The sequence below is a fragment of the Salinifilum aidingensis genome (genome assembly GCF_054782015.1).
The window spans coordinates 126,922-145,796 of the sequence record NZ_BAAGTH010000010.1; the positions used below are offsets into that span (position 1 = coordinate 126,922).

The following is an 18,875-nucleotide window of genomic DNA, read 5'->3' on the forward strand; positions in this document are numbered from 1 at the left end:
AGCGCCCCGTCGGGCGCCGGCGGGATGCGGACTGCGGGTTCGTCGGGCGCTCCCGCCGGACGGGGTGCTCCCGGACGTGGCGGCCCGCCGCGGGGGCGGGCCGCCGAACCGGATCACCGCTCGCGGTGCAGCGCCGAGTTCCGGTAGCTGTAGGCGAAGTAGACCACGAGCCCGATGAGGAACCAGGCGCCGAAGCGCAGCCACGTCTCGGTGGTCAGGAACGTCACCAGCCACAGCGAGAACGCGATGCCGATCACCGGCACCACGGGCATGCCGGGGCAGCGGAAGGAGCGCGGCAGCTCGGGCCGGCGGTAGCGCAGCACGATCACCGCGGCGCAGACGACGACGAACGCGAGCAGGATGCCGATGTTGGTCAGCTCCGCGGCCTCGCCGATCGGCAGCAGGCCGGCCAGCACGGCCGCGACCGCGCCGACGACCCAGGTGAACCGGGTGGGCACCTGGCGCACCGGGTGGGTCTTCGCGAACCAGCGGGGCAGCAGGCCGTCGCGGCTCATGGCGAAGCCGACGCGGGTGACGCCGAGCATGAAGGTGAACATCACCGTGAGCACGCCGAGGACGGCGCCGACGGCGATGACCGCGCCGATGATCGGCAGGCCCACGTCCGCGAAGGCGGTGGCCAGCGCGCTGTCCGGGTTGATCTGGTCGAACGGGACCATGCCCGTGAGCACGAGGCAGACGAACACGTAGATGACCATGGCGATCGCCAGCGACAGCAGGATCGCCTTCGGCAGGTGCTTCTGCGAGTCGGTCGACTCCTCCGCGGCGGTGCTCATCGCGTCGTAGCCGAACACGGCGAAGAACACGGTCGCGGCACCGGTGAACGTGCCCGCGAGCCCGAAGGGGAAGAACGGTTCGTAGTTGCCGGTCTTGACGTAGAACGCGCCGACGGCGACGACCAGCAACGCCACCCCGATCTTGAGGTACACCAGGACGCTCTCGAAGCGGGCCGCGCTCTTCATGCCCATGTTCAGCACGAACGCGATGAGCAGGCACAGCAGCACCGCGATGAGGTTGATCTTGTAACTGCCGTCGGGCACCCCCGCCGGCTCCGTGCCCGGTGCGCCGCTCATCCACAGCGGCAGGTCCAGGTTCGCGAAGCTCAACAGCTCGTTGAAGTAGCCCGAGATGCTGATGGCGACGACGGCGGCGATCGCGGTGTACTCCAGCAGCAGGTCCCAACCGATGAACCAGCCGACGATCTCGCCGAGCACGGCGTAGCCGTAGGTGTAGGCCGAGCCCGCCTTGGGGATCATGCCGGCGAACTCGGCGTAGGAGAACGCGGCGGCCGCGCTGGCGATCCCGGCGATGAGGAACGAGAACAGCACGGCGGGGCCGGCCTTCTCGTTGGCGACGGCCCCGGCGAGCGAGAAGATCCCCGCACCGATGATGCCGCCGAGGCCGATCGCGGTGAGCTGCCACAGCCCCAGCGAGCGGCGGAGTCCGCCTCCGCCGGTGTCCTCGGAGATCTCCTCGATCGGTTTCCGGCGGAGCACTCCGAGCCCGGAGGTGCTGCGAGATGCCGTCAACGGCTGCTCCTCTCCAGTGAGGTGGTGGTGCCCGCGGCAGCGCCCGGGCGACGTCTCGGAACGGCCGTCGCAGACCAGCCGCGGAGCGCGTTGGTGCCGCGCTGCGGCGGCGGGGCCGCTGCGAACGGCCAGCGGTGAAACGTACGCCGCCATCCGTGTCGTGATGTTGTGCTGGAGCACAAGGATGTGCCCGAGTGGTTGGCCTTTCGGATGAACGGCGTCGATATCGGGCGTGCCGCGCCTCGCGCAGCGGCCGCCTCGTGCGCCCTGCGTGACCGCTGCTGGCCGCGGTCGTTAGTGTTCACGCCGGTTCTCACGGCGCCAGGGAGTCGCGGTCAGCGGAAGCGAGGAGTCGATGTCCAGTTACTCCACGGTCATCGTCGGCACGGACGGGTCACCGCCGTCGCTGCAGGCGGTCGGCAGAGCGGCCGAGGTGGTGCGCGACGCCGCATCCGAGCTCGTGGTGGTGTGCGCCTACACCCCGAACGACGACCGGCAGATCCAGGAAGCCCGCGACGAGCTCGGGGACGAGGCGTTCCAGGTCGTCGGTTCCGCGCCCGCCGAGGACACGTTGCGCGAGGCCGCCGACATCGCCCGCTCCACCGGTGCGCAGCAGGTGCGCACCGTCGCCGAGGTGGGTGCCCCCATCGGGGTGCTGCTCGAGCAGGCCGAGCGCCACGCGGCGGAGCTGCTCGTGATCGGCAGCCGCGGCCTCAACACCCTCAAGGGGCGCATCCTGGGCTCCGTGCCGTCCGAAGTATCCCGCCGAGCGGAGTGCGATGTCCTCGTCGTCCGAACAGCCCGCTGACTTCCGCGGAGAACCCCACGAGGTCACCGAGGTCCTGCTCGGGGGTGAGCCGCGGTACCGCAAGTCGGAGGTCGCCGAGGCGGTCGGTGTGGAGCTCGAACGCGCCGAACGCCTCTGGCAGGCCATGGGCTTCTCCCACGTGGGTGAGGACGACGTCGTGTTCACCGACTCCGACGTGGGCGCGCTGCGCGCGCTGGTGCAGCTGGTCTCCGCCGACGTGATCAACCCCGAGCTGGAGACCGCGGTCGCGCGCAGCCTCGCGCAGACCATGTCGCGCCTGGCCGAGTGGGAGGTCGGCATCTTCCGCTCCGTCCTCGGGGAGACGTTCACCCGGGACCCGGCGACCACGGCGGAGGTCGCGCGGGCGATCCTGCCGGTCATGGAGCAGATGCAGAGCTACGTGTGGCGGCGGCACCTGGCCGCCACCGCCACGCGGGAGCTCGCCGACCCCGGCTCCTCGGAGGAACGCGTCCAGGTGATCGGGTTCGCCGACATCGTCGGCTACACGCGGCTGATCAGGGACTTCACCGAGCTCGAGCTGGCGCGGCTCATCGACGCGTTCGAGGAGCTGGCGACCAGCGTCGTCGCGGAGAACCGCGGTCGCATCGTCAAGACCGTCGGCGACGAGGTGCTGTTCGTCAACGAGCGCCCCGGCGACGCGGCCGAGGTCGCGTTGACGCTCAACGAGCGCATCGCCGACAGCGATCTGCCGCCGCTGCGCATCGGCCTGGCCCGCGGTACGGTGCTCAGCCGCTTCGGTGACGTGTACGGCTCGACGGTGAACATCGCCAGCAGGCTGACCTCGGTGGCGCGCCCCGCATCGGTGCTCATCGACCAGGAGGTGGCCGAGGCGCTGCGGCCCGTGGGCGCCTACCGCCTCACCCCGCTGGGGCCGCGCAAGGTGCCCAGTTTCCGCGGTGTGCGGGCCTGGGCGCTGCGCCGCGCGGACTGACGCCCGCCGCGCGGTTCGCACGTCCGGCGGTCAGTCGAACGGGTGCTGATCGTGAACGTGGGGCACGGCATAGCCACGTCCCGGGGGGCTGCTCACCGGCGGTCGGCGCCCTAGAGTCGGGGTATGCCGGAAACCTCCGCGATCCGCGCGCACACCGACCGGGTCGAGAACCTGCGCCGCCAGTACTCCGCCATCCCGGCCGGACGACCAGTGCGCCTGGCCAAGCCGACGTCGAACCTGTTCCGCTTCCGCTCCGCCGAGGACCGGCCCGGACTCGACGTCGCGGCGTTCGACCACGTCCTCGACATCGACAGCGACGAGGACCGCGCCCAGGTCGAGGGCATGGCCACCTACGAGTCCATCGTGGACGCGCTGCTCCCCTCCGGGTACGTCCCGAAGGTCGTGCCGCAGCTGCGGACCATCACGCTCGGCGGAGCGATCGCGGGGCTGGGCATCGAATCCACTTCGTTCCGCAACGGACTGCCGCACGAATCCGTGCAGGAGATGGACGTCCTCACCGGTGACGGCAACGTGGTCACGGCACGCCCGGACAACGAGCACGCCGCGCTGTTCCGCGGTTTCCCCAACTCCTACGGCACGCTCGGCTACTCGCTGCGGCTGGACATCGAGCTGGAACGCGTCGCCAACCACGTGCGGTTGCGCCACCTGCGGTTCACCTCCGCGGCCGAGTGCGCCGCCGAACTCGCGCGGCTGTGCACCGAGCGCGACTGCGAGGGCCACCGGGTCGACTTCCTCGACGGCACCGTGTTCGGCCCGAACGAGCTGTACCTGACCGTCGGCACGTGGACCGAGGACGCGCCGTACACCAGCGACTACACCGGTCGGGACATCTACTACCTGTCGCTGCGGCAGCGCCACGTCGACTACCTGCGCACGTACGACTACGTCTGGCGCTGGGACACCGACTGGTTCTGGTGCTCCCGGGCCTTCGGCGCGCAGAACCGGTGGATCCGTCCTCTGTGGCCGAAGAAGTACCGGCGCTCCGACGTCTACCGCAAGCTGGTCTCGCTCGACCGGCGCTACGCGCTGAGCGACCGGCTGTCCGTGCTGCGCGGGGGCGGCGGCAACGAGCCGGTGATCCAGGACGTGGAGATCCCCGCCGACCGCCTGACCGAGTTCCTCGAGTTCTTCCACCGCGAGATCGGCATCGCCCCCGTGTGGCTGTGCCCGGTGAACCTGCGCGACCCGCAGGGCTGGCCGCTGTACCCGATGGACCCGGAGACGCTCTACATCAACGTCGGGTTCTGGTCCGTGGTGCCGCTGCGGCCCGGCGAGGCGCCGGGCACGCACAACCGGCGCATCGAGACCGCGGTGCGGGAGCTCGGCGGGCACAAGTCGCTGTACTCCAACGCGTACTACACCGAGGACGAGTTCTGGCAGCTGTACAACGCCGAGGCCTACCGCGCGCTCAAGCAGGAGTACGACCCGCAGGGGCGGTTGCCCGACCTGTACGACAAGTGCGTCCGCGAACGTTGACCGGAGCGGCCGCACCGGACGCTCCGGAGGCGCGCCGCTGCACCGCCTGATCCGGCAGCGGCGGCGTGCGAACAGGGAAAAATCGAACGAGCAGGGGAGGAGTCGCGATCATGGGCTGGGCAGACATGGTGCGACGGGTATTCGGCGAAGATCTCCCGGTCGAGATCACGGCCTACGACGGCAGCCGCACCGGGAGGTCCGGGGCGGACGCGCGCGTGGAGATCACGTCCCCGCTGGCGCTGGCGCACCTCGCGGCTGCCCCCGGTGAGCTCGGGCTGGCGCGGGCCTACGTCAGCGGCGCCATCGACGTGCACGGCGACATGTACACCGCGCTGTCCGGTTTCCCGACCCCGCAGCTGCGGGATCTGCCGCCCGGTCTGCGGAGCGAGCTGCTGGCGAAGCTGGCCGCCCACCGCGCGTGGTGGCCCGTGTCCGTGCCGGAGGTGGAGCACCGGCCGCGCGGAGCGCTGCGCGGCCTGCGCCACTCGAAGCGGCGGGACAGCGCGTCCGTGTCGTACCACTACGACGTGTCCAACCGGTTCTACGAGTGGGTGCTGGGACCGTCGATGACCTACACCTGCGCGGTGTTCCCCTCCGCTGATTCCACACTGGACGGAGCCCAGCACGCCAAGCACGACCTGGTCGCGCGGAAGCTGGCGCTGCGCGCGGGGATGCGGTTGTTGGACGTCGGCTGCGGCTGGGGCGGCATGGTCATGCACGCCGCCGAGCACTACGGCGTCCGCGCCCTCGGTGTGACGCTGTCGCAGCAGCAGGCCGAATGGGCGCAGAAGGTGATCGCCGAGCGCGGGTTGTCGCAGCTGGCCGAGGTGCGCCACCTGGACTACCGGGACGTGCCTGAGTCCGACTTCGACGCGGTCAGCTCGATCGGCCTGACCGAGCACATCGGACGCGACCAGCTGCCGGAGTACTTCCGCTCGCTCGCGGGGAAGCTGCGTCCCGGCGGCCGGTTGCTCAACCACTGCATCACCCGTCCGCACGGCGGGCACGGCATCCGCGCGGGGAAGTTCATCGGGCGCTACGTGTTCCCGGACGGCGAGCTGGAACCTGTGGGCACGCTCACCTCCGAGATGAACGACGCGGGGTTCGAGATCCGGCACGAGGAGAACCTGCGGGAGCACTACGCCAGGACGTTGGCGGGGTGGTGCGCCAACCTGGACCGGAACTACGGCGCCGCGCTCGCGGAGGTCGGGCCGCAGCGGGCGCGGGTGTGGCGGCTGTACATGGCGGCCTGCCGCCTCGGCTTCGAGCGCAACGTGGTGCAGCTGCACCAGACCCTCGGCGTCAAGCTCGACGGGAACGACTCGCACATGCCGCTGCGCCCGGACTGGTGAGACCACCCCGCCCGCTGCACCCCGGCTGGTGGGACCACCCACCCCGTGGGTGCGGCTTGCTGCGGTTCTCACCCGGTGGGTGGCCCGGCGCGTCCGACACCCCACCGTGGTAGTCCGGCCGAGCGCAGGTTCCTCCTGCCCAGGGGATTCTCGCCAGGGGTGTGTCGGAGGCGGAGCGCGGGCAGCGGACCGGGCCGGACGGGGGCGTCAGCGCGGGCGGAGGTGCCAGGAGTCGCCAGGGCGCGGGGAGAGCGCCAGGGCGCTGGAGCCCTCAGTACGCGAGGTCCTCGCGCGTCTGCGGCGGGACGAGCTCGCCGACCGGTTCGCGCACCCACCACGCCCCGCTGGAGCGGCGCTGCTCGCGCGTGGTGAAGCGGTAGTGGAACAGGCGTGCCCGCACCAGCACCGGCGGCTCCTCCGGGAAGGGGTTGTGCCGCAGCAGCCCGAGCACGTGCCGGTCGTTGCGCAGCAGCGCACCCAGCAGCCGCGGCAGCCATCCGCGCCCGTACCCCGGGGCGATCGCGCAGAACCACATCAGCCAGTCCAAGCGCAGGTGGTACGGCGCGATCTGCGGCGGACGCCGCTGCGGATCCCCCGGTTTGCCGCGGAACTCGTACTCCGACCACCCCTGCTCGGGATCGCTGGTGCCCTCCAGCACCACCTCGTAGCGGCCGCGGGTGATCGAGCCGAAGGCGCCGTAGGTGTTGCCCAGGTGGAACGCGTTGAACGAACGGTTCATCACCTGCCGCCGGCCGAGCATGTTGCGGACCGGCCAGTAGCTGAGCACCACGATGAGCGCGGTCGCGGCGGCGACGAGCGCGGCGAACCACACCGGTGGCGCGGACGCGGCCTGCGGCACCGGCACGAGCGCACCCAGCCACCAGTCGTCGAGCGCCGCCACGGCGAGCGTGAGCGTCAGCGCGTTCAGCCAGGCGAAGTTGCCCGACAGCATCAGCCACGCCTGCGTGACGATGATGCACAGCGCGGCGGCACCGGCCACCGGCTGCGGCAGGAACAGGGCGAACGGCACGACGAGCTGGGTGACGTGGTTGGCCAGCACCTCGACCCGGTGCAGAGGTTTCGGCATCTGGTGGAACCAGCGGCTCAGCGGCCCCGGCATCGGCTGCGTCTCGTGGTGGTAGTACAGAGCCGTCAAGTCCCGCCACGCGGGGTCGCCGCGGATCTTGATGAGCCCGGCGCCGAACTCCACGCGGAACAGCAGCCAGCACAGCAGCCACATCACCGGTGCCGGTGCGGCGACGTGCGCGGGTCCCAACAGCGCCACGAGGAAGCCCGTTTCCAGCAGCAGGGACTCCCAGCCGAACGAGTACCAGATCTGCCCGACGTTGACGATGGAGAGGTACAGCACCCACAGCAGCGCCCACCACAGCAGACTCGCCCACACGGGCAGGATTTCGGTGAGCCCGAGCAGGGCGAGCGAGCTGAGCGCGATACCGGCCCACGCCACGGCGGCGAACCCGCGGTCCGAGTAGCGCCAGTGGAAAAGACTGGGGCTGCTGCGGAAATCCGTGGTGGCGAGGTAGCGGGGGATCGGCGTGAGCCCGTGCTGCCCGAGCAGGCCGCGGAACTGCCGCAGCGCGCAGGTGAACGCGAGCAGGTACAGCAGCGCCACCAGCCGCTGCACCGCGAAGCGCGCCGCCGAGTAGTGCTCGGCGGTGAACCACTCCCACGTCATGTCCGCACCTCGGCATGCGCGACGGCGGGATCGTCCGGGCAGCCGCGACGGCCGGTCCGGCTGACCGGTCGGAGCACCGCCGGCATGTGCCCTCCTGCCACGTGCGCGGGGGGTGCCGCCGTGGTGCGGGGTGAGCGGCTTCGCGCCCAGTCTAGGACGAGCGGGCCGGGCGGGCGCACCAGCTGCGTCCGCAGCGCTCTCCCCCGGTGGGCCGCGCCGCCCTGAGGGGCGGTTGGCCGCCGCGGAACCGGGGGTGCGGATAGACTGGCCGCGGGAGTCCGCCGCAGGACCGCCCGCCGCACAGGACCGCCCGCCGCACAGGACCGCGCGGCGTCGCCGCGGCGATCGACGAGGGGGACGAGCACGTGCTCGACGACGTCGTCGGGCTGTTGGCGTGCCCGCACTGCGGGGGCGGATTCGTCATCGAGCCGGGGCGGTTGTGCTGCGAGGCCGGACACGGGTTCGACTTCGCGCGCCAGGGCTACGTCAACCTCGCCACGGGTTCGCCGAGCGTCGGCGACTCGGCGGAGATGGTCGCGGCGCGGGCGGCGTTCCTCGCCGCAGGCCACTACGAGCCCGTCACCGAGCTGCTCGCCGCCCAGGTGGTCGCGCACGCCCCGTCCGGACCGGTGGTGGACGTGGGCGCGGGGACGGGCCACTACCTGGCGCGCGTGCTCGACCGGCGCCCCGGTGAGGTGGGGCTCGCGCTGGACGCGTCGAAGTACGCCTGCCGCCGCGCGGCGAGGATCCGTTCCGGCGCGGGAGCGGTGGTGGCCGACACGTGGCGGCACCTCCCCGTCCGCGGCGGTGCGGCCGCGGCCGTGCTGAACGTCTTCGCCCCGCGCAACGCGGCCGAGCTCCACCGCGTCCTCCGGCCGGAGGGCCGCCTGTTCGTGGTGACGCCGCAGAGCGGGCACCTGGCGGAGCTGGTGCGCGCGCTGGGGCTGCTGACGGTGGGGGAGAGCAAGCAGGGCCGGTTGGAACGCCTGCTCGGGGCGTACTTCGCGCAGGTCGACCAGCGCCCCTGCGCGTTCCGGATGCGGCTGGGGGCCGACGAGGTGCGCGCGCTCGCGGCGATGGGACCGAGCGCGCGGCACCTGGGTGCGGAGGAGTTGGCCGGGCGAGCCGCGGAGCTCGGACAGCCCGCGGAGGTGTCGGCCGCGGTGACGCTCGGCGTGTACCGCCCGCGTGCCGAACCGCGGGCCGGCGCCCGCGCCGAGCAGGAGCCCCGGCGCGGGCGGTGACGGCCCACCGGTGCGAGCACTTCTCGAGGGACTCGCCCCTCGTGCGGGGGTTGAGGTGGCCGCGGGCGCGTGCTCAGCGGACGGTCTGCGGCACGTCCCACGGGTTGTCCGAGCGCACCGGCTCGGGCAGCAGCGCCTCCGGGGTGTTCTGGTAGGTCACAGGCCGCAGGAAGCGTTCGATGGCGGCCGTGCCGACCGAGGTGAACCGGGAGTCGGTGGTGGCCGGGTACGGGCCGCCGTGCTGCATCCCGTCGCTGACGGCGACGCCGGTGGGCCAGCCGTTGACGAGCACCCGCCCCGCCCGCTCGCGCAGCCGGCGCACCAGTTCGCGGCTGAACGCCGCGTCGGCGTCGGCCTCGCCGCGCGTCTCCGCGTGGACGGTGGCCGTGAGGTTGCCCTGCAGCTGTTCGGCGGCGCGCAGCGCGTCCTGCTCGGACCGGTAGGTGACCACGATGGACAGCGGTCCGAAGGCCTCCTCGAGGAGCGTTTCGCGGTTGTCCAGCAGCGTGTCCACATCGGTGGTCACGAGCGTGGGGACCGGCTGCTCCTCGGCGGAGCCCTCGGCGAGCACGCGCACCTCCGGCAGCTGGGTGATCTCGGCGCGCCGCCCGCAGTAGCCCTCGTGCAACCGGTCGTTGAGCAGGGCGTGCCCGGGCACCGCGGCGGACTCCGCGGCCAGGGTGTCGTCGAGCCCGTGCCCCTCCGGCAGGAACAGCAGGCCGGGCTTGGTGCACAACTGCCCGGCGTTGCCGGAGAACGAGGTGACGAAGCCCTTGGCCAGCTCCGCGCCGCGGGCGCGCGCGGCTTCGCCCGTGGCGAAGACCGGGTTGATGCTGCCGAGCTCCCCGAAGAACGGGATCGGGACGGGACGGGCGTTGGCGATGTCGAACAGGGCGCGTCCCGCGGGCACGGAACCGGTGAACGCCGCGGCGGCGATCCGCGGGTCGCGCAGGGCCGTGGTGCCGGTCTCGAATCCGAGCACGACGGCGAACGCGCCGTCGGGTGCCCCGGCGCTGCGCAGCGCTGCGGTGACGATCTCACCGGTGCGCACGGACAGGCGCGGGTGCCCCGGGTGGGCCTTGAGCACGACCGGGCACCCGGCGGCCAGGGACGAGGCGGTGTCCCCGCCGGCGACGGAGAACGCGAACGGGAAGTTGCTCGCCGCGAAGACGAGCGCCGGCCCGAGCGGCTGGTTCACGCGGCGCAGGTCGGGTTTCGGCCCGAGCGGGAAGTCGCCGTCGGCGCGGTCGATCGTCGCGCCCAGGTAGGTGCCTTCGTCGAGCACCCGGGCGAACATCCGCAGTTGGTAGGTGGTCCGCTTCAGCTCACCGGTCAACCGCCCTTCGGAGAGGTGGGACTCCTCCTGGGCGAGCGGCACGAGCTCGGCGGAGGCCGCGTCCAGCGCGTCGGCGACCGCGGTCAGCTGCCGTGCGCGGTCGGCCGGGCGCTGGGTGCCGAAGGCCTCGGCGGCCTCGGCGGCGCGCGCCAGGGTCGCGTCGAGCTCTTCCGGTGTCGTGTTGACGAGGGGATCGGTCGCGGTCAACGGTGCCTTACCTCCGGTGCGGTGGCGTTCACCGCCACGGTAGTACACGCCGCTCAGCGTCGTGCGGGATGCCGAACCCAGTCCGACATGTTGGCGGTGGCGGGAGGCCGCGCCGTCCCCTCCCGCCGTCCGGCCTCCGCCGTTCGACCAGCGGCACCGCCCCGACCAGCGGCACGCGCTCAGTCCGCAGCGCGGGAGATCCGCACCATCTCCTCGCGCGGCACCACCTTCATGCGCTCCCGCTCCCGCTCGGTGCCGAGCGCCTGCTCGTGGCCGTCGAGCCGCTGCCATCCCTCCCACGTGGTGTAGCTGACGCCGCGCTCGTCGAGCAGTCGCGGCAGCGCCTCCGGGGACGGTTCGGCGGCGTTCGGTTCCGCGTCGGCGAGCAGGCTGGCCACCGTCTCCGCGGCGTCGGACTTGGTGTGCCCGATGAGCCCGACGGGGCCGCGCTTGATCCACCCCGTGGTGTACACGCCGTCCAAGTGCCGGCCGTGCTCGTCGAGCACGCGTCCGCCCGCGTGCGGGACCGTCCCGCTGCGCTCGTCGAACGGGAGGTCCGCAGCGCGGGAGCTGCGGTAGCCGACCGCCCGGTAGACCTGCCCGACCGGCCACGTCTCGTGCTCGCCGGTGCCGCGCACCCCGCCGGCGCCGTCGAGCTCCATGATCTCGGTGCGCAGCCCCGTCACCCGCTGTTGGCCGGTGACGGCCACCGGAGCGCGCAGGAAGTGCAGGTGCAACCGGCGCGCGGTGTCCCCCCGCGGGTCCCGCAGCGCCCAGTCCTGCAGCGTGGTGACCACGTTCTTGACCTGGTTGCTGCTGTGGATCGCCTGCTCGCCGGCCTCGTCGACGTCGCACCCCTCCGGGGCCACGCGCACGTCGACGTCCGGCTGGTGGTCGAGCTCGCGCAGCTCCAGCGGGGTGAACTTGGCCTCGGCCGGGCCGCGCCGGGCGAAGACGTGCACGTCGGTCACGCGGGAGGCGCGCAGGCCGGCGTGGACGTTGTCGGGGATCTCGGTGCTCAGCAGGGATTCGGCCGGTTTGGCGAGCACGCGGGCGACGTCCAGGGCCACGTTGCCCGCGCCGATCACCGCGACCTGCTCGCTGTCCAGGGTCCACTCGCGCGGCGCTTCCGGCAGGCCGTCGTACCACTGGACGAACCCGGCCGCGCCGTGGCTGTGCGGCAGGTCGATGCCGGGGATGTCGAGGCCGCGGTCGTGGTCGGCTCCGGTGGCGAGGACGACGGCGTCGTAGTGCTGCCGCAGGTCGGCGAGCTTGAGGTCGGTGCCGTAGTCGACGTTGCCGAAGAAGCGGATCGCCGGGCGTTCCATGATGCGGTGCAGCGCCGCGACGATGCCCTTGATGCGCGGGTGGTCCGGGGCCACGCCGTAGCGGATGAGGCCGAAGGGGGCGGGCATCCGGTCGAAGATGTCGATGGTGACGTCGCTGTCGGACTTGTCGAGCGCGTCGGCGGTGTAGATCCCGGCGGGGCCGGTTCCGATGATCGCCACGCGCAGCGCCCTGCCCAATGTGTGCTCCTCGTGCTCGACTGATTCCTCCTCCCCAGGTTAGGCACACCTAAGGAGGAAGTGGCGGGCCCGCTCCGGTGAGACCGCTCATACCGGCGGGGCGGTCCGGACGACACCGGGTGGGTGACCGACTGCACTTCGTGTCGCTAGGATTTGCGTCGATCATGAACACACTCCGCGGGATCGCGGCGGGCAGCACGGGCTTCGGGGGGAGCGTCGGATCCCGGGACCGGGAGGAGCTTCGACCATGCAGCGAAACGACGACTGGTTGCCGCCCGATGTCGACCTGGAGAAGCCCAGCGCGGCGCGGTGCTACGACTTCTACCTGGGCGGGGCGCACAACTTCGAGATCGACCGGGACCTCGGCCGCAGGGTGATGGAGGTCGTGCCGAACGTGCAGGAGATCGCGCGGAACAACCGGGCGTTCCTGCGGCGGGCGGTGCGGTACTGCTTGGACCGGGGGATCCGGCAGTTCCTCGACCTGGGGTCCGGCATCCCCACGGCGGGCAACGTGCACGAGATCGTGCACGCCGTCGACCCCGGGGCCCGCGTGGTCTACGTGGACAACGAGCCCGTGGCCGCCGCGCACAGCGAAACGATGCTCAGCGACGAGCCCAACGCCACGGTCATCCAGGCGGACATGCTCGACGCCGACAAGGTCATCGGCGCGTCCGAGACGCAGCGGATGATCGACTTCTCGCGGCCGGTGGCCGTGATGATGATCGCGGTCGTCCACTTCGTCGACGAGAGCGCCCGGCCCGGCGAGATCATCCGCCGCTACCACGAGCGGATGGCGCCCGGCAGCTACCTCGGCTTCTCGCACGTCACCGACGACGACCACCCGGAGGGCACCCACGGGCTGGTCAAGCTCTACGAGAGCAGCTCCAACCCGGTGACCCTGCGCAGCCGCTCCCGCGTCGAACAGCTGCTGTCGGATTTCTCCCTCGTCGACCCCGGCGTGGTCTACGTGCCCGAGTGGCACCCCGACGTGCCCGATGACGTCGGGGAGAACCCGGAGCGCTCGATCGTCTACGGCGCCGTCGGCTACAAGGGCTGAGACCGCGAAGTCGGCAGGACGGAGAGCGCTGATGGAGCAGGACGCGGACCGGCCGCCCGATGTCGACCTGGAGAAGCCCAGCGCGGCGCGGTGCTACGACTTCTACCTGGGCGGGGCGCACAACTTCGAGGTCGACCGGCAGCTCGCGCAGCAGGTCGTGGCCGCCGTTCCCCAGGTGCAGGAGATCGCGCGGAACAACCGGGCGTTCCTGCGGCGGGCGGTGCGGTACTGCTTGGACCGGGGGATCCGGCAGTTCCTCGACCTGGGGTCCGGCATCCCCACGGCGGGCAACGTGCACGAGATCGTGCACGCCGTCGACCCCGGGGCCCGCGTGGTCTACGTGGACAACGAGCCCGTGGCCGCCGCGCACGCCCGCACCCTGCTGGAGGAGGTGGACAACGCCGCGGCGGTCCAGGCCGACCTGCTCGACGTGGCGGGCGTGCTCGAGCACCCGGAAACGCAGCGGTTGCTGGACTTCTCGCGGCCGGTGGCGGTGATGCTGGTGGCCGTGCTGCACTTCGTGCCCGACGAGGAGCGGCCGCGGGAGGTCATCCGCAGCTACCACGACCGGCTCGCCGCGGGCAGCTACCTGGCGCTGTCGCACGGCACCGCCGACGGCAACCCCGCGGCGGTGGAGGCGGTCTCGAACCTCTACGCTGCCGGGGACACGCCGCTGATCACCCGCAGCCGCGAGGAGGTCGCCGCACTCGTGAGCGACTTCGAACTCGTCGACCCCGGGATCACCTGGGTGACGGAGTGGCGCGCGGAGAGTCCCGACGATCGCGCGGAGGATCCGGCGGAAACGCTCATCCACTCCGCGGTAGGACGCAAGGTGGGCCGGTGACCGACCGAGGCGCAGGCGAGGGCCCGGATGTCCCGGAACGCGAGGCGATCGCGCGGGAGTGGGCCTCGCGGATCCTGGCGACCAGCTACGTGCCGCTGTCGCGCCAGGAGGTCGTGGCGCTGCTCCGCGGCCACGTGGACACGCTGCTCGCCGCGGCCGCGGGGAGGCGGCCGCAGGAGGCGGCCTCCGAGGCGGGCGGGCACCTCGTGCGGCTGCACTTCACCCGGTCGGTGGCACTGGAGCGCAGTCTCGAACTGCTCGGGGAGCGCCTGCCCGCGTGCCGGTCCGATGCCGACCCGGGGCAGCTGAACGCGGTGCTGTCCGCGTTCGCCGCCGGTTTCGCCGGCCAGCTGCGCGAGGTCACCCTGCAGCAGCAGGAGAACGTCAAGCAGGCGGTGATGAGCGCCCGCGACCGCGCGGAGGAGGCGCTGCGCGCCAGCGAGACCCGTTCGCGCACGGTGTTCGAGGCCTCCGCGGTGGGCATCGCGATCGCCCGTCTCGACGGGGTCGTCGAGGAGACGAACCCCGCGATGCACCGCATCTTCCAGGCCTTCCCCGAGGAGCTGCTCGGCACGCACGTGGTGCGGCTCGCCGACGGCGAGTGGGAGCAGGAGCTGCGGGACGGCCAGGAGGCCATCGCCGCGGGCGAGAAGGACTTCCACCAGGTCGACCTGCGCTTCACCGGCAGCGACGGCGGGGAGGTCTGGACGCAGCTGTCGGCGACGCTGGTGCGCGACCAGCACGGCGCCCCGGAGTACCAGGTGCTGCTGTACGAGGACATCACGCACCGGCACATGCTGCAGGAGCACTTCCGCCGGCAGGCCACGCAGGACCCGCTGACCGGGCTGGCCAACCGGACGCTGCTGACCAACCGGGTGGAGTCGGCGTTGCTGCCGGACCCGCCGGGGCGCCGGGTCGGCATCTGCTACTTCGACCTGGACGGGTTCAAGGCCGTCAACGACAGCCTGGGGCATCCGGTCGGGGACGAGCTGCTGCGCCAGGTCGCCCACCGGCTGCAGGCGCTGACCGAGTCGGACGGGGCGCTGGCCGCGCGCATGGGTGGTGACGAGTTCGTCGTGCTCGTCCCGGACTCGAAGGGCCCCGAACCGCTCGTGCGGCGGGTCGAGGAGATGCTCGCCGAGATCACCCGCCCGGTGCGGGTCGGGCAGCACGAACTCACCGCGGAGGCCAGCGTCGGGGTCGTGGAGCGGCCCGTCGCGCGGACCGGGGTCGAGGAGCTGCTGCGCGACGCCGACATCACGCTCTACCGGGCCAAGGTCGACGGCCGCGCCCAGTGGGTGCTGTTCGACTCGGAGCACAACGCCGCGGCGCGCGACCGGTTCCGGCTCTCGGCCGACCTGCCGAGCGCTCTCGACGGGGAGGAGCTCTACGTCGAGTACCTGCCGGTGCGCGCGCTCGGCAGCGGGCGGGTGGTCGCCGTCGACACCCAGGTGTGGTGGGACCACAACGAGTTCGGCGAGCTGCACGCCGACCGGTTCCTCGGGCTGGCCGAGGAGACCGGCATGATCACCCGGCTGGGCAACTGGATGCTGGAGCGGGTGTGCGAGCACGTGGCCACCTGGACCGAGCAGCTCGGCGGCGACCGGTGCCCGGTCGCGCTGGTTCGCCTGTCCGAGCGGCACTGCCGCGACGCCGACGTCGTCGGGGACGTGCAGCGTATCCTGACCGGTAGCGGGGTGCGGCCGGACCGCTTGGCGTTCGGCCTGCCCGAGCCGGCGCTGTTCGACGCCGACGGCGATCCCGTGGACGTGGTGGAGATCTTCGCCGACATGGGCGTGCGGCTGGTGGTCCACCGCTTCGGCGAAGACCCGACGCGGCTGCGCCGCATGCGGCAGCTGCCCGTGCACGCCGTGGAGATCGGCGGCAGCTACCTGGACAGCTTCGCCGGCGCCGCGGGGCCCGAGGTGTTCGACGAGCACCACCTGCGCACGCTCACCACCGCCGCGGGCCTGCTGGAGCTGCCGGTGTTCGCCACCGGGGTGAACACCGCGGTGCAGGCCGAGCGGTTGCGGGCCGAGGGGGTCTCCTTCGCCCAGGGCGAGCACATCGGCGGCTCGCACTCCGCTCTGGAGGTCAGTGCCGCGCTGCGGAGCTGACCGCGCCGCGCACCCGGGCGCCGCGCAGCGGCGCCTCGCGGGCCGCCGTCCGCTCGGCGCGCGGGCGGGCGCTCCCGGCGGCGCGGTCGAAACCGGTGCGGAAGCGGCGTGCCTGGCCTCGATAGCATCGACAGTGTCCAACGCAACCGTCGTGCCGGCAGCCGTGCCGGCAGCAGCCGAGGAGTGACCCGTGTCCGTACTGCCTGCCCCAGCCCAGAACGTCGCCCGGGTGAAGGTTCCGGCGGGCACTACCGCGGGCGAGGCGGTCGCCGAGGCCGGGCTGCCGGCCAAGGGGCCCGAAGCGGTCGTCGTCGTCCGGGACGAGGAGCAGAACCTGCGCGACCTCGCCTGGGCGCCCGAGTCCGACGCGGAGGTCGAACCCGTCCCGGCCAACACCGAGGCCGGGCGCTCGGTCATCCGGCACTCGGCCGCGCACGTGCTCGCCCAGGCAGTGCAGGAGCGGTTCCCGGAGGCGAAGCTGGGCGTGGGGCCGCCGGTGGCCGACGGCTTCTACTACGACTTCGACGTCTCCCGCCCGTTCACCCCGGAGGACCTGCAGGCGCTGGAGAAGCGCATGAAGCAGATCATCAAGTCCGGGCAGAAGTTCAGCCGGCGGCGCCTGGACTCGGTGGAGGCGGCGAAGGAGGAGCTGGCCGACGAGCCGTACAAGCTCGAGCTGGTCGAGACCAAGTCCTCCGACGGCCTCGACACCAGCGAGATCATGGAGGTCGGTCAGGGCGACTCCGGTGAGCTGACCGTCTACGACAACATCGACCGGCACGGCGAGACCGCCTGGGGCGACCTCTGCCGCGGTCCGCACGTGCCGCACACCCGGTTCCTGCCCGCGGTCAAGCTCATGCGCGTGGCGGCCGCCTACTGGATGGGCGACCAGAACAACCAGCAGCTGCAGCGGATCTACGGCACCGCCTGGGAGTCGAAGGAACGCCTCGACGAGTACCTGGAGTGGCTGGCCGAGGCGGAGCGGCGCGACCACCGCCGGCTCGGCCAGGAGCTGGACCTGTTCTCCTTCCCGGACGAGATCGGTTCCGGCCTGCCCGTGTTCCACCCCAAGGGCGGCACGGTGCGGCGCATCCTGGAGGAGTACTCGCGGCGCCGGCACGAGCAGGCCGGCTACGAGTTCGTGAACACGCCGCACATCACCAAGAGCGCGCTGTTCGAGACCTCCGGGCACCTCAGCTGGTACGCCGACGGCATGTTCCCGCCCATGCACCTGGACGAGGAGCGGACCGCCGCGGGCGAGGTGCGCAAGCCCGGCCAGGACTACTACCTGAAGCCGATGAACTGCCCGTTCCACAACCTGATCTACCGCTCCCGCGGCCGGTCCTACCGGGAGCTGCCGCTGCGGTTGTTCGAGTTCGGGTCGGTGTACCGCTACGAGCGCTCCGGCGTGATGCACGGCCTCACCCGCGTGCGCGGGATGACCCAGGACGACGCGCACATCTACTGCATGCCGGAGCAGCTGCAGGACGAGCTGAAGTCGCTGCTGTCGTTCGTGCTCGACCTGCTGCGCGACTACGGGCTGGAGGACTTCTACCTCGAGCTGTCCACGCGGAACGAGGAGAAGTACTCCGGTACCGACGAGCAGTGGGAGCGGGCCACCGACGCGTTGCGGCAGGCCGCCGAGGAGTCCGGGTTGGAGCTCGTGCCCGACCCGGGCGGTGCCGCGTTCTACGGGCCGAAGGTCTCCGTGCAGGCCAAGGACGCGCTCGGCCGCAGCTGGCAGATGTCGACCATCCAGGTCGACTACGACCTGCCGCGGAAGTTCGACCTGGAGTACACCGCGCCGGACGGCTCCAAGCAGCGCCCGATCAAGATCCACCGCGCGCTGTTCGGCTCGATCGAGCGGTTCTTCGGCGTGCTCACCGAGCACTACGCCGGCGCGTTCCCCGCGTGGCTGGCGCCGGTGCAGGTCGTGGGCATCCCGGTCGCCGACGACCACATCGAGCACCTGCAGCGGGTGGCCGAAGGGCTCCGCGCCAAGGGGCTGCGGGTCGAGGTCGACGCCGGTGACGAGCGGATGCAGAAGAAGATCCGGACGCACACCACGCAGAAGGTGCCGTTCATGCTCATCGCCGGCAACGACGACGTCGAGGGCGACTCGGTGTCGTTCCGGTTCCGCGACGGCAGCCAGATCAACGGCGTCGGGGTGGAGAGCGCGGTGGCGGGCATCGTCGACTGGGTGCAGCGCCAGGTCAACGACTCGCCGAGCGCGGAGAACTTCCAAGCGGAGGTGGCTTGACCTTCTCCCCGCTCCCAAGGGGCGGGGGTTCCCCTCGGGCTCGCGCCCGGGGTTCCTGCTTCCACGCCGATCGCCGAAGGGAGGACCCTTGCGGACGCACATCAGCTCCACAGGCTTCGCCGGGGTGCTTCCCGGCTATCGCTCGACCAGCGGTCAGGATGTTCTTCGCCGCGTTGTGGTCCCTGTCGTGCCGGGTGCGGCAGTGCGGACAGGTCCACGCCCGCAGCAGGTTCGTGGTGGTGCGGTGCAGGAGGTCCGCTCGCGCGTGGCGGACCTTGCGGTGCGCGCGGGCGAGCTCGCGCTTGGCCTTGTAGACCCGGCACTTGTACGCCGTCCGCGTAACAGTCGTATAACAGAGATGATCACCCCGGGGCGGCAGAGGAGTCGCCGCGACCCTTCGGGATCGATCTCGCCCCGGCCTGAAGGCCGGGG

Annotated in this window: 14 protein-coding genes; 9 read left to right on the forward strand and 5 right to left on the reverse strand. The window is 72.0% G+C overall.

All coding sequences use genetic code 11. From position 1 onward, the window contains the following. Positions 1 to 113: 113 nt before the first annotated feature. Positions 114 to 1,547 (reverse strand): amino acid permease, encoded by a 1,434-nt coding sequence (locus tag ACYVJE_RS14900; protein WP_461144925.1) that lies wholly within the window; start codon positions 1,545 to 1,547, stop codon positions 114 to 116. A 355-nt stretch (positions 1,548 to 1,902) separates the two neighbouring features. On the opposite strand from ACYVJE_RS14900, the gene ACYVJE_RS14905 reads away from it, so the two are divergent. The 4 genes from ACYVJE_RS14905 (at position 1,903) to ACYVJE_RS14920 (ending at position 6,156) form a co-directional block, all read left to right on the forward strand. After that, on the forward strand, positions 1,903 to 2,355 hold the full coding sequence (locus ACYVJE_RS14905) for a universal stress protein (RefSeq protein ID WP_461144926.1): 453 nt from the start codon (positions 1,903 to 1,905) through the stop codon (positions 2,353 to 2,355). Then, positions 2,327 to 3,307, forward strand: a complete 981-nt coding sequence (locus tag ACYVJE_RS14910) for an adenylate/guanylate cyclase domain-containing protein (RefSeq protein WP_461144927.1) — start codon at positions 2,327 to 2,329, stop codon at positions 3,305 to 3,307. The genes ACYVJE_RS14905 and ACYVJE_RS14910 overlap by 29 nt, the downstream gene beginning before the upstream one ends. A gap of 123 nt (positions 3,308 to 3,430) precedes the next feature. Further along, positions 3,431 to 4,804 (forward strand): FAD-binding protein, encoded by a 1,374-nt coding sequence (locus tag ACYVJE_RS14915; RefSeq protein WP_461144928.1) that lies wholly within the window; start codon positions 3,431 to 3,433, stop codon positions 4,802 to 4,804. Positions 4,805 to 4,914: 110 nt separating this feature from the next. After that, positions 4,915 to 6,156 (forward strand): class I SAM-dependent methyltransferase, encoded by a 1,242-nt coding sequence (locus tag ACYVJE_RS14920; RefSeq protein ID WP_461144929.1) that lies wholly within the window; start codon positions 4,915 to 4,917, stop codon positions 6,154 to 6,156. Between the two features lie 271 nt (positions 6,157 to 6,427). On the opposite strand, the gene ACYVJE_RS14925 is transcribed toward ACYVJE_RS14920, so the two are convergent. Further along, positions 6,428 to 7,852: a lipase maturation factor family protein gene (locus ACYVJE_RS14925; protein WP_461144930.1), complete on the reverse strand. Its 1,425-nt coding sequence runs from the start codon at positions 7,850 to 7,852 to the stop codon at positions 6,428 to 6,430. A gap of 365 nt (positions 7,853 to 8,217) precedes the next feature. On the opposite strand from ACYVJE_RS14925, the gene ACYVJE_RS14930 reads away from it, so the two are divergent. Next, on the forward strand, positions 8,218 to 9,096 hold the full coding sequence (locus ACYVJE_RS14930) for a putative RNA methyltransferase (RefSeq protein WP_461144931.1): 879 nt from the start codon (positions 8,218 to 8,220) through the stop codon (positions 9,094 to 9,096). A gap of 73 nt (positions 9,097 to 9,169) precedes the next feature. Here the strand turns inward: ACYVJE_RS14930 and ACYVJE_RS14935 are convergent, their stop codons facing one another. Both ACYVJE_RS14935 and ACYVJE_RS14940 read right to left on the reverse strand, forming a co-directional pair. Continuing rightward, a complete protein-coding gene (locus ACYVJE_RS14935; protein ID WP_461144932.1) occupies positions 9,170 to 10,639 on the reverse strand; it encodes an aldehyde dehydrogenase (NADP(+)) in 1,470 nt (489 codons plus the stop codon). Positions 10,640 to 10,818: 179 nt separating this feature from the next. Then, positions 10,819 to 12,165 (reverse strand): FAD-dependent oxidoreductase, encoded by a 1,347-nt coding sequence (locus ACYVJE_RS14940; protein WP_461144933.1) that lies wholly within the window; start codon positions 12,163 to 12,165, stop codon positions 10,819 to 10,821. Between the two features lie 247 nt (positions 12,166 to 12,412). On the opposite strand from ACYVJE_RS14940, the gene ACYVJE_RS14945 reads away from it, so the two are divergent. The 4 genes from ACYVJE_RS14945 to thrS all read left to right on the forward strand — a co-directional run bounded on the left by ACYVJE_RS14945 (position 12,413) and on the right by thrS (position 18,443). Then, positions 12,413 to 13,222 carry an SAM-dependent methyltransferase gene (locus ACYVJE_RS14945; RefSeq protein ID WP_461144934.1) on the forward strand — a complete coding sequence of 270 codons (810 nt, stop codon included), beginning with the start codon at positions 12,413 to 12,415 and terminating at the stop codon, positions 13,220 to 13,222. A gap of 31 nt (positions 13,223 to 13,253) precedes the next feature. Then, on the forward strand, positions 13,254 to 14,066 hold the full coding sequence (locus ACYVJE_RS14950; RefSeq protein WP_461144935.1) for an SAM-dependent methyltransferase: 813 nt from the start codon (positions 13,254 to 13,256) through the stop codon (positions 14,064 to 14,066). Further along, entirely contained in the window at positions 14,063 to 16,183 is a 2,121-nt protein-coding gene (locus ACYVJE_RS14955; RefSeq protein ID WP_461144936.1) for a putative bifunctional diguanylate cyclase/phosphodiesterase, read from the forward strand. Before ACYVJE_RS14950 ends, ACYVJE_RS14955 begins: the two co-directional genes overlap by 4 nt. 229 nt (positions 16,184 to 16,412) lie before the next feature. Beyond that, positions 16,413 to 18,443, forward strand: coding sequence for a threonine--tRNA ligase (gene thrS / locus ACYVJE_RS14960; protein WP_461144980.1), 2,031 nt, complete (start codon positions 16,413 to 16,415; stop codon positions 18,441 to 18,443). On the opposite strand, the gene ACYVJE_RS14965 is transcribed toward thrS, so the two are convergent. Then, positions 18,397 to 18,822: a zinc ribbon domain-containing protein gene (locus ACYVJE_RS14965; RefSeq protein WP_461144981.1), complete on the reverse strand. Its 426-nt coding sequence runs from the start codon at positions 18,820 to 18,822 to the stop codon at positions 18,397 to 18,399. The two genes, thrS and ACYVJE_RS14965, sit on opposite strands and share 47 nt — an antisense overlap. Positions 18,823 to 18,875 lie beyond the last annotated feature (53 nt).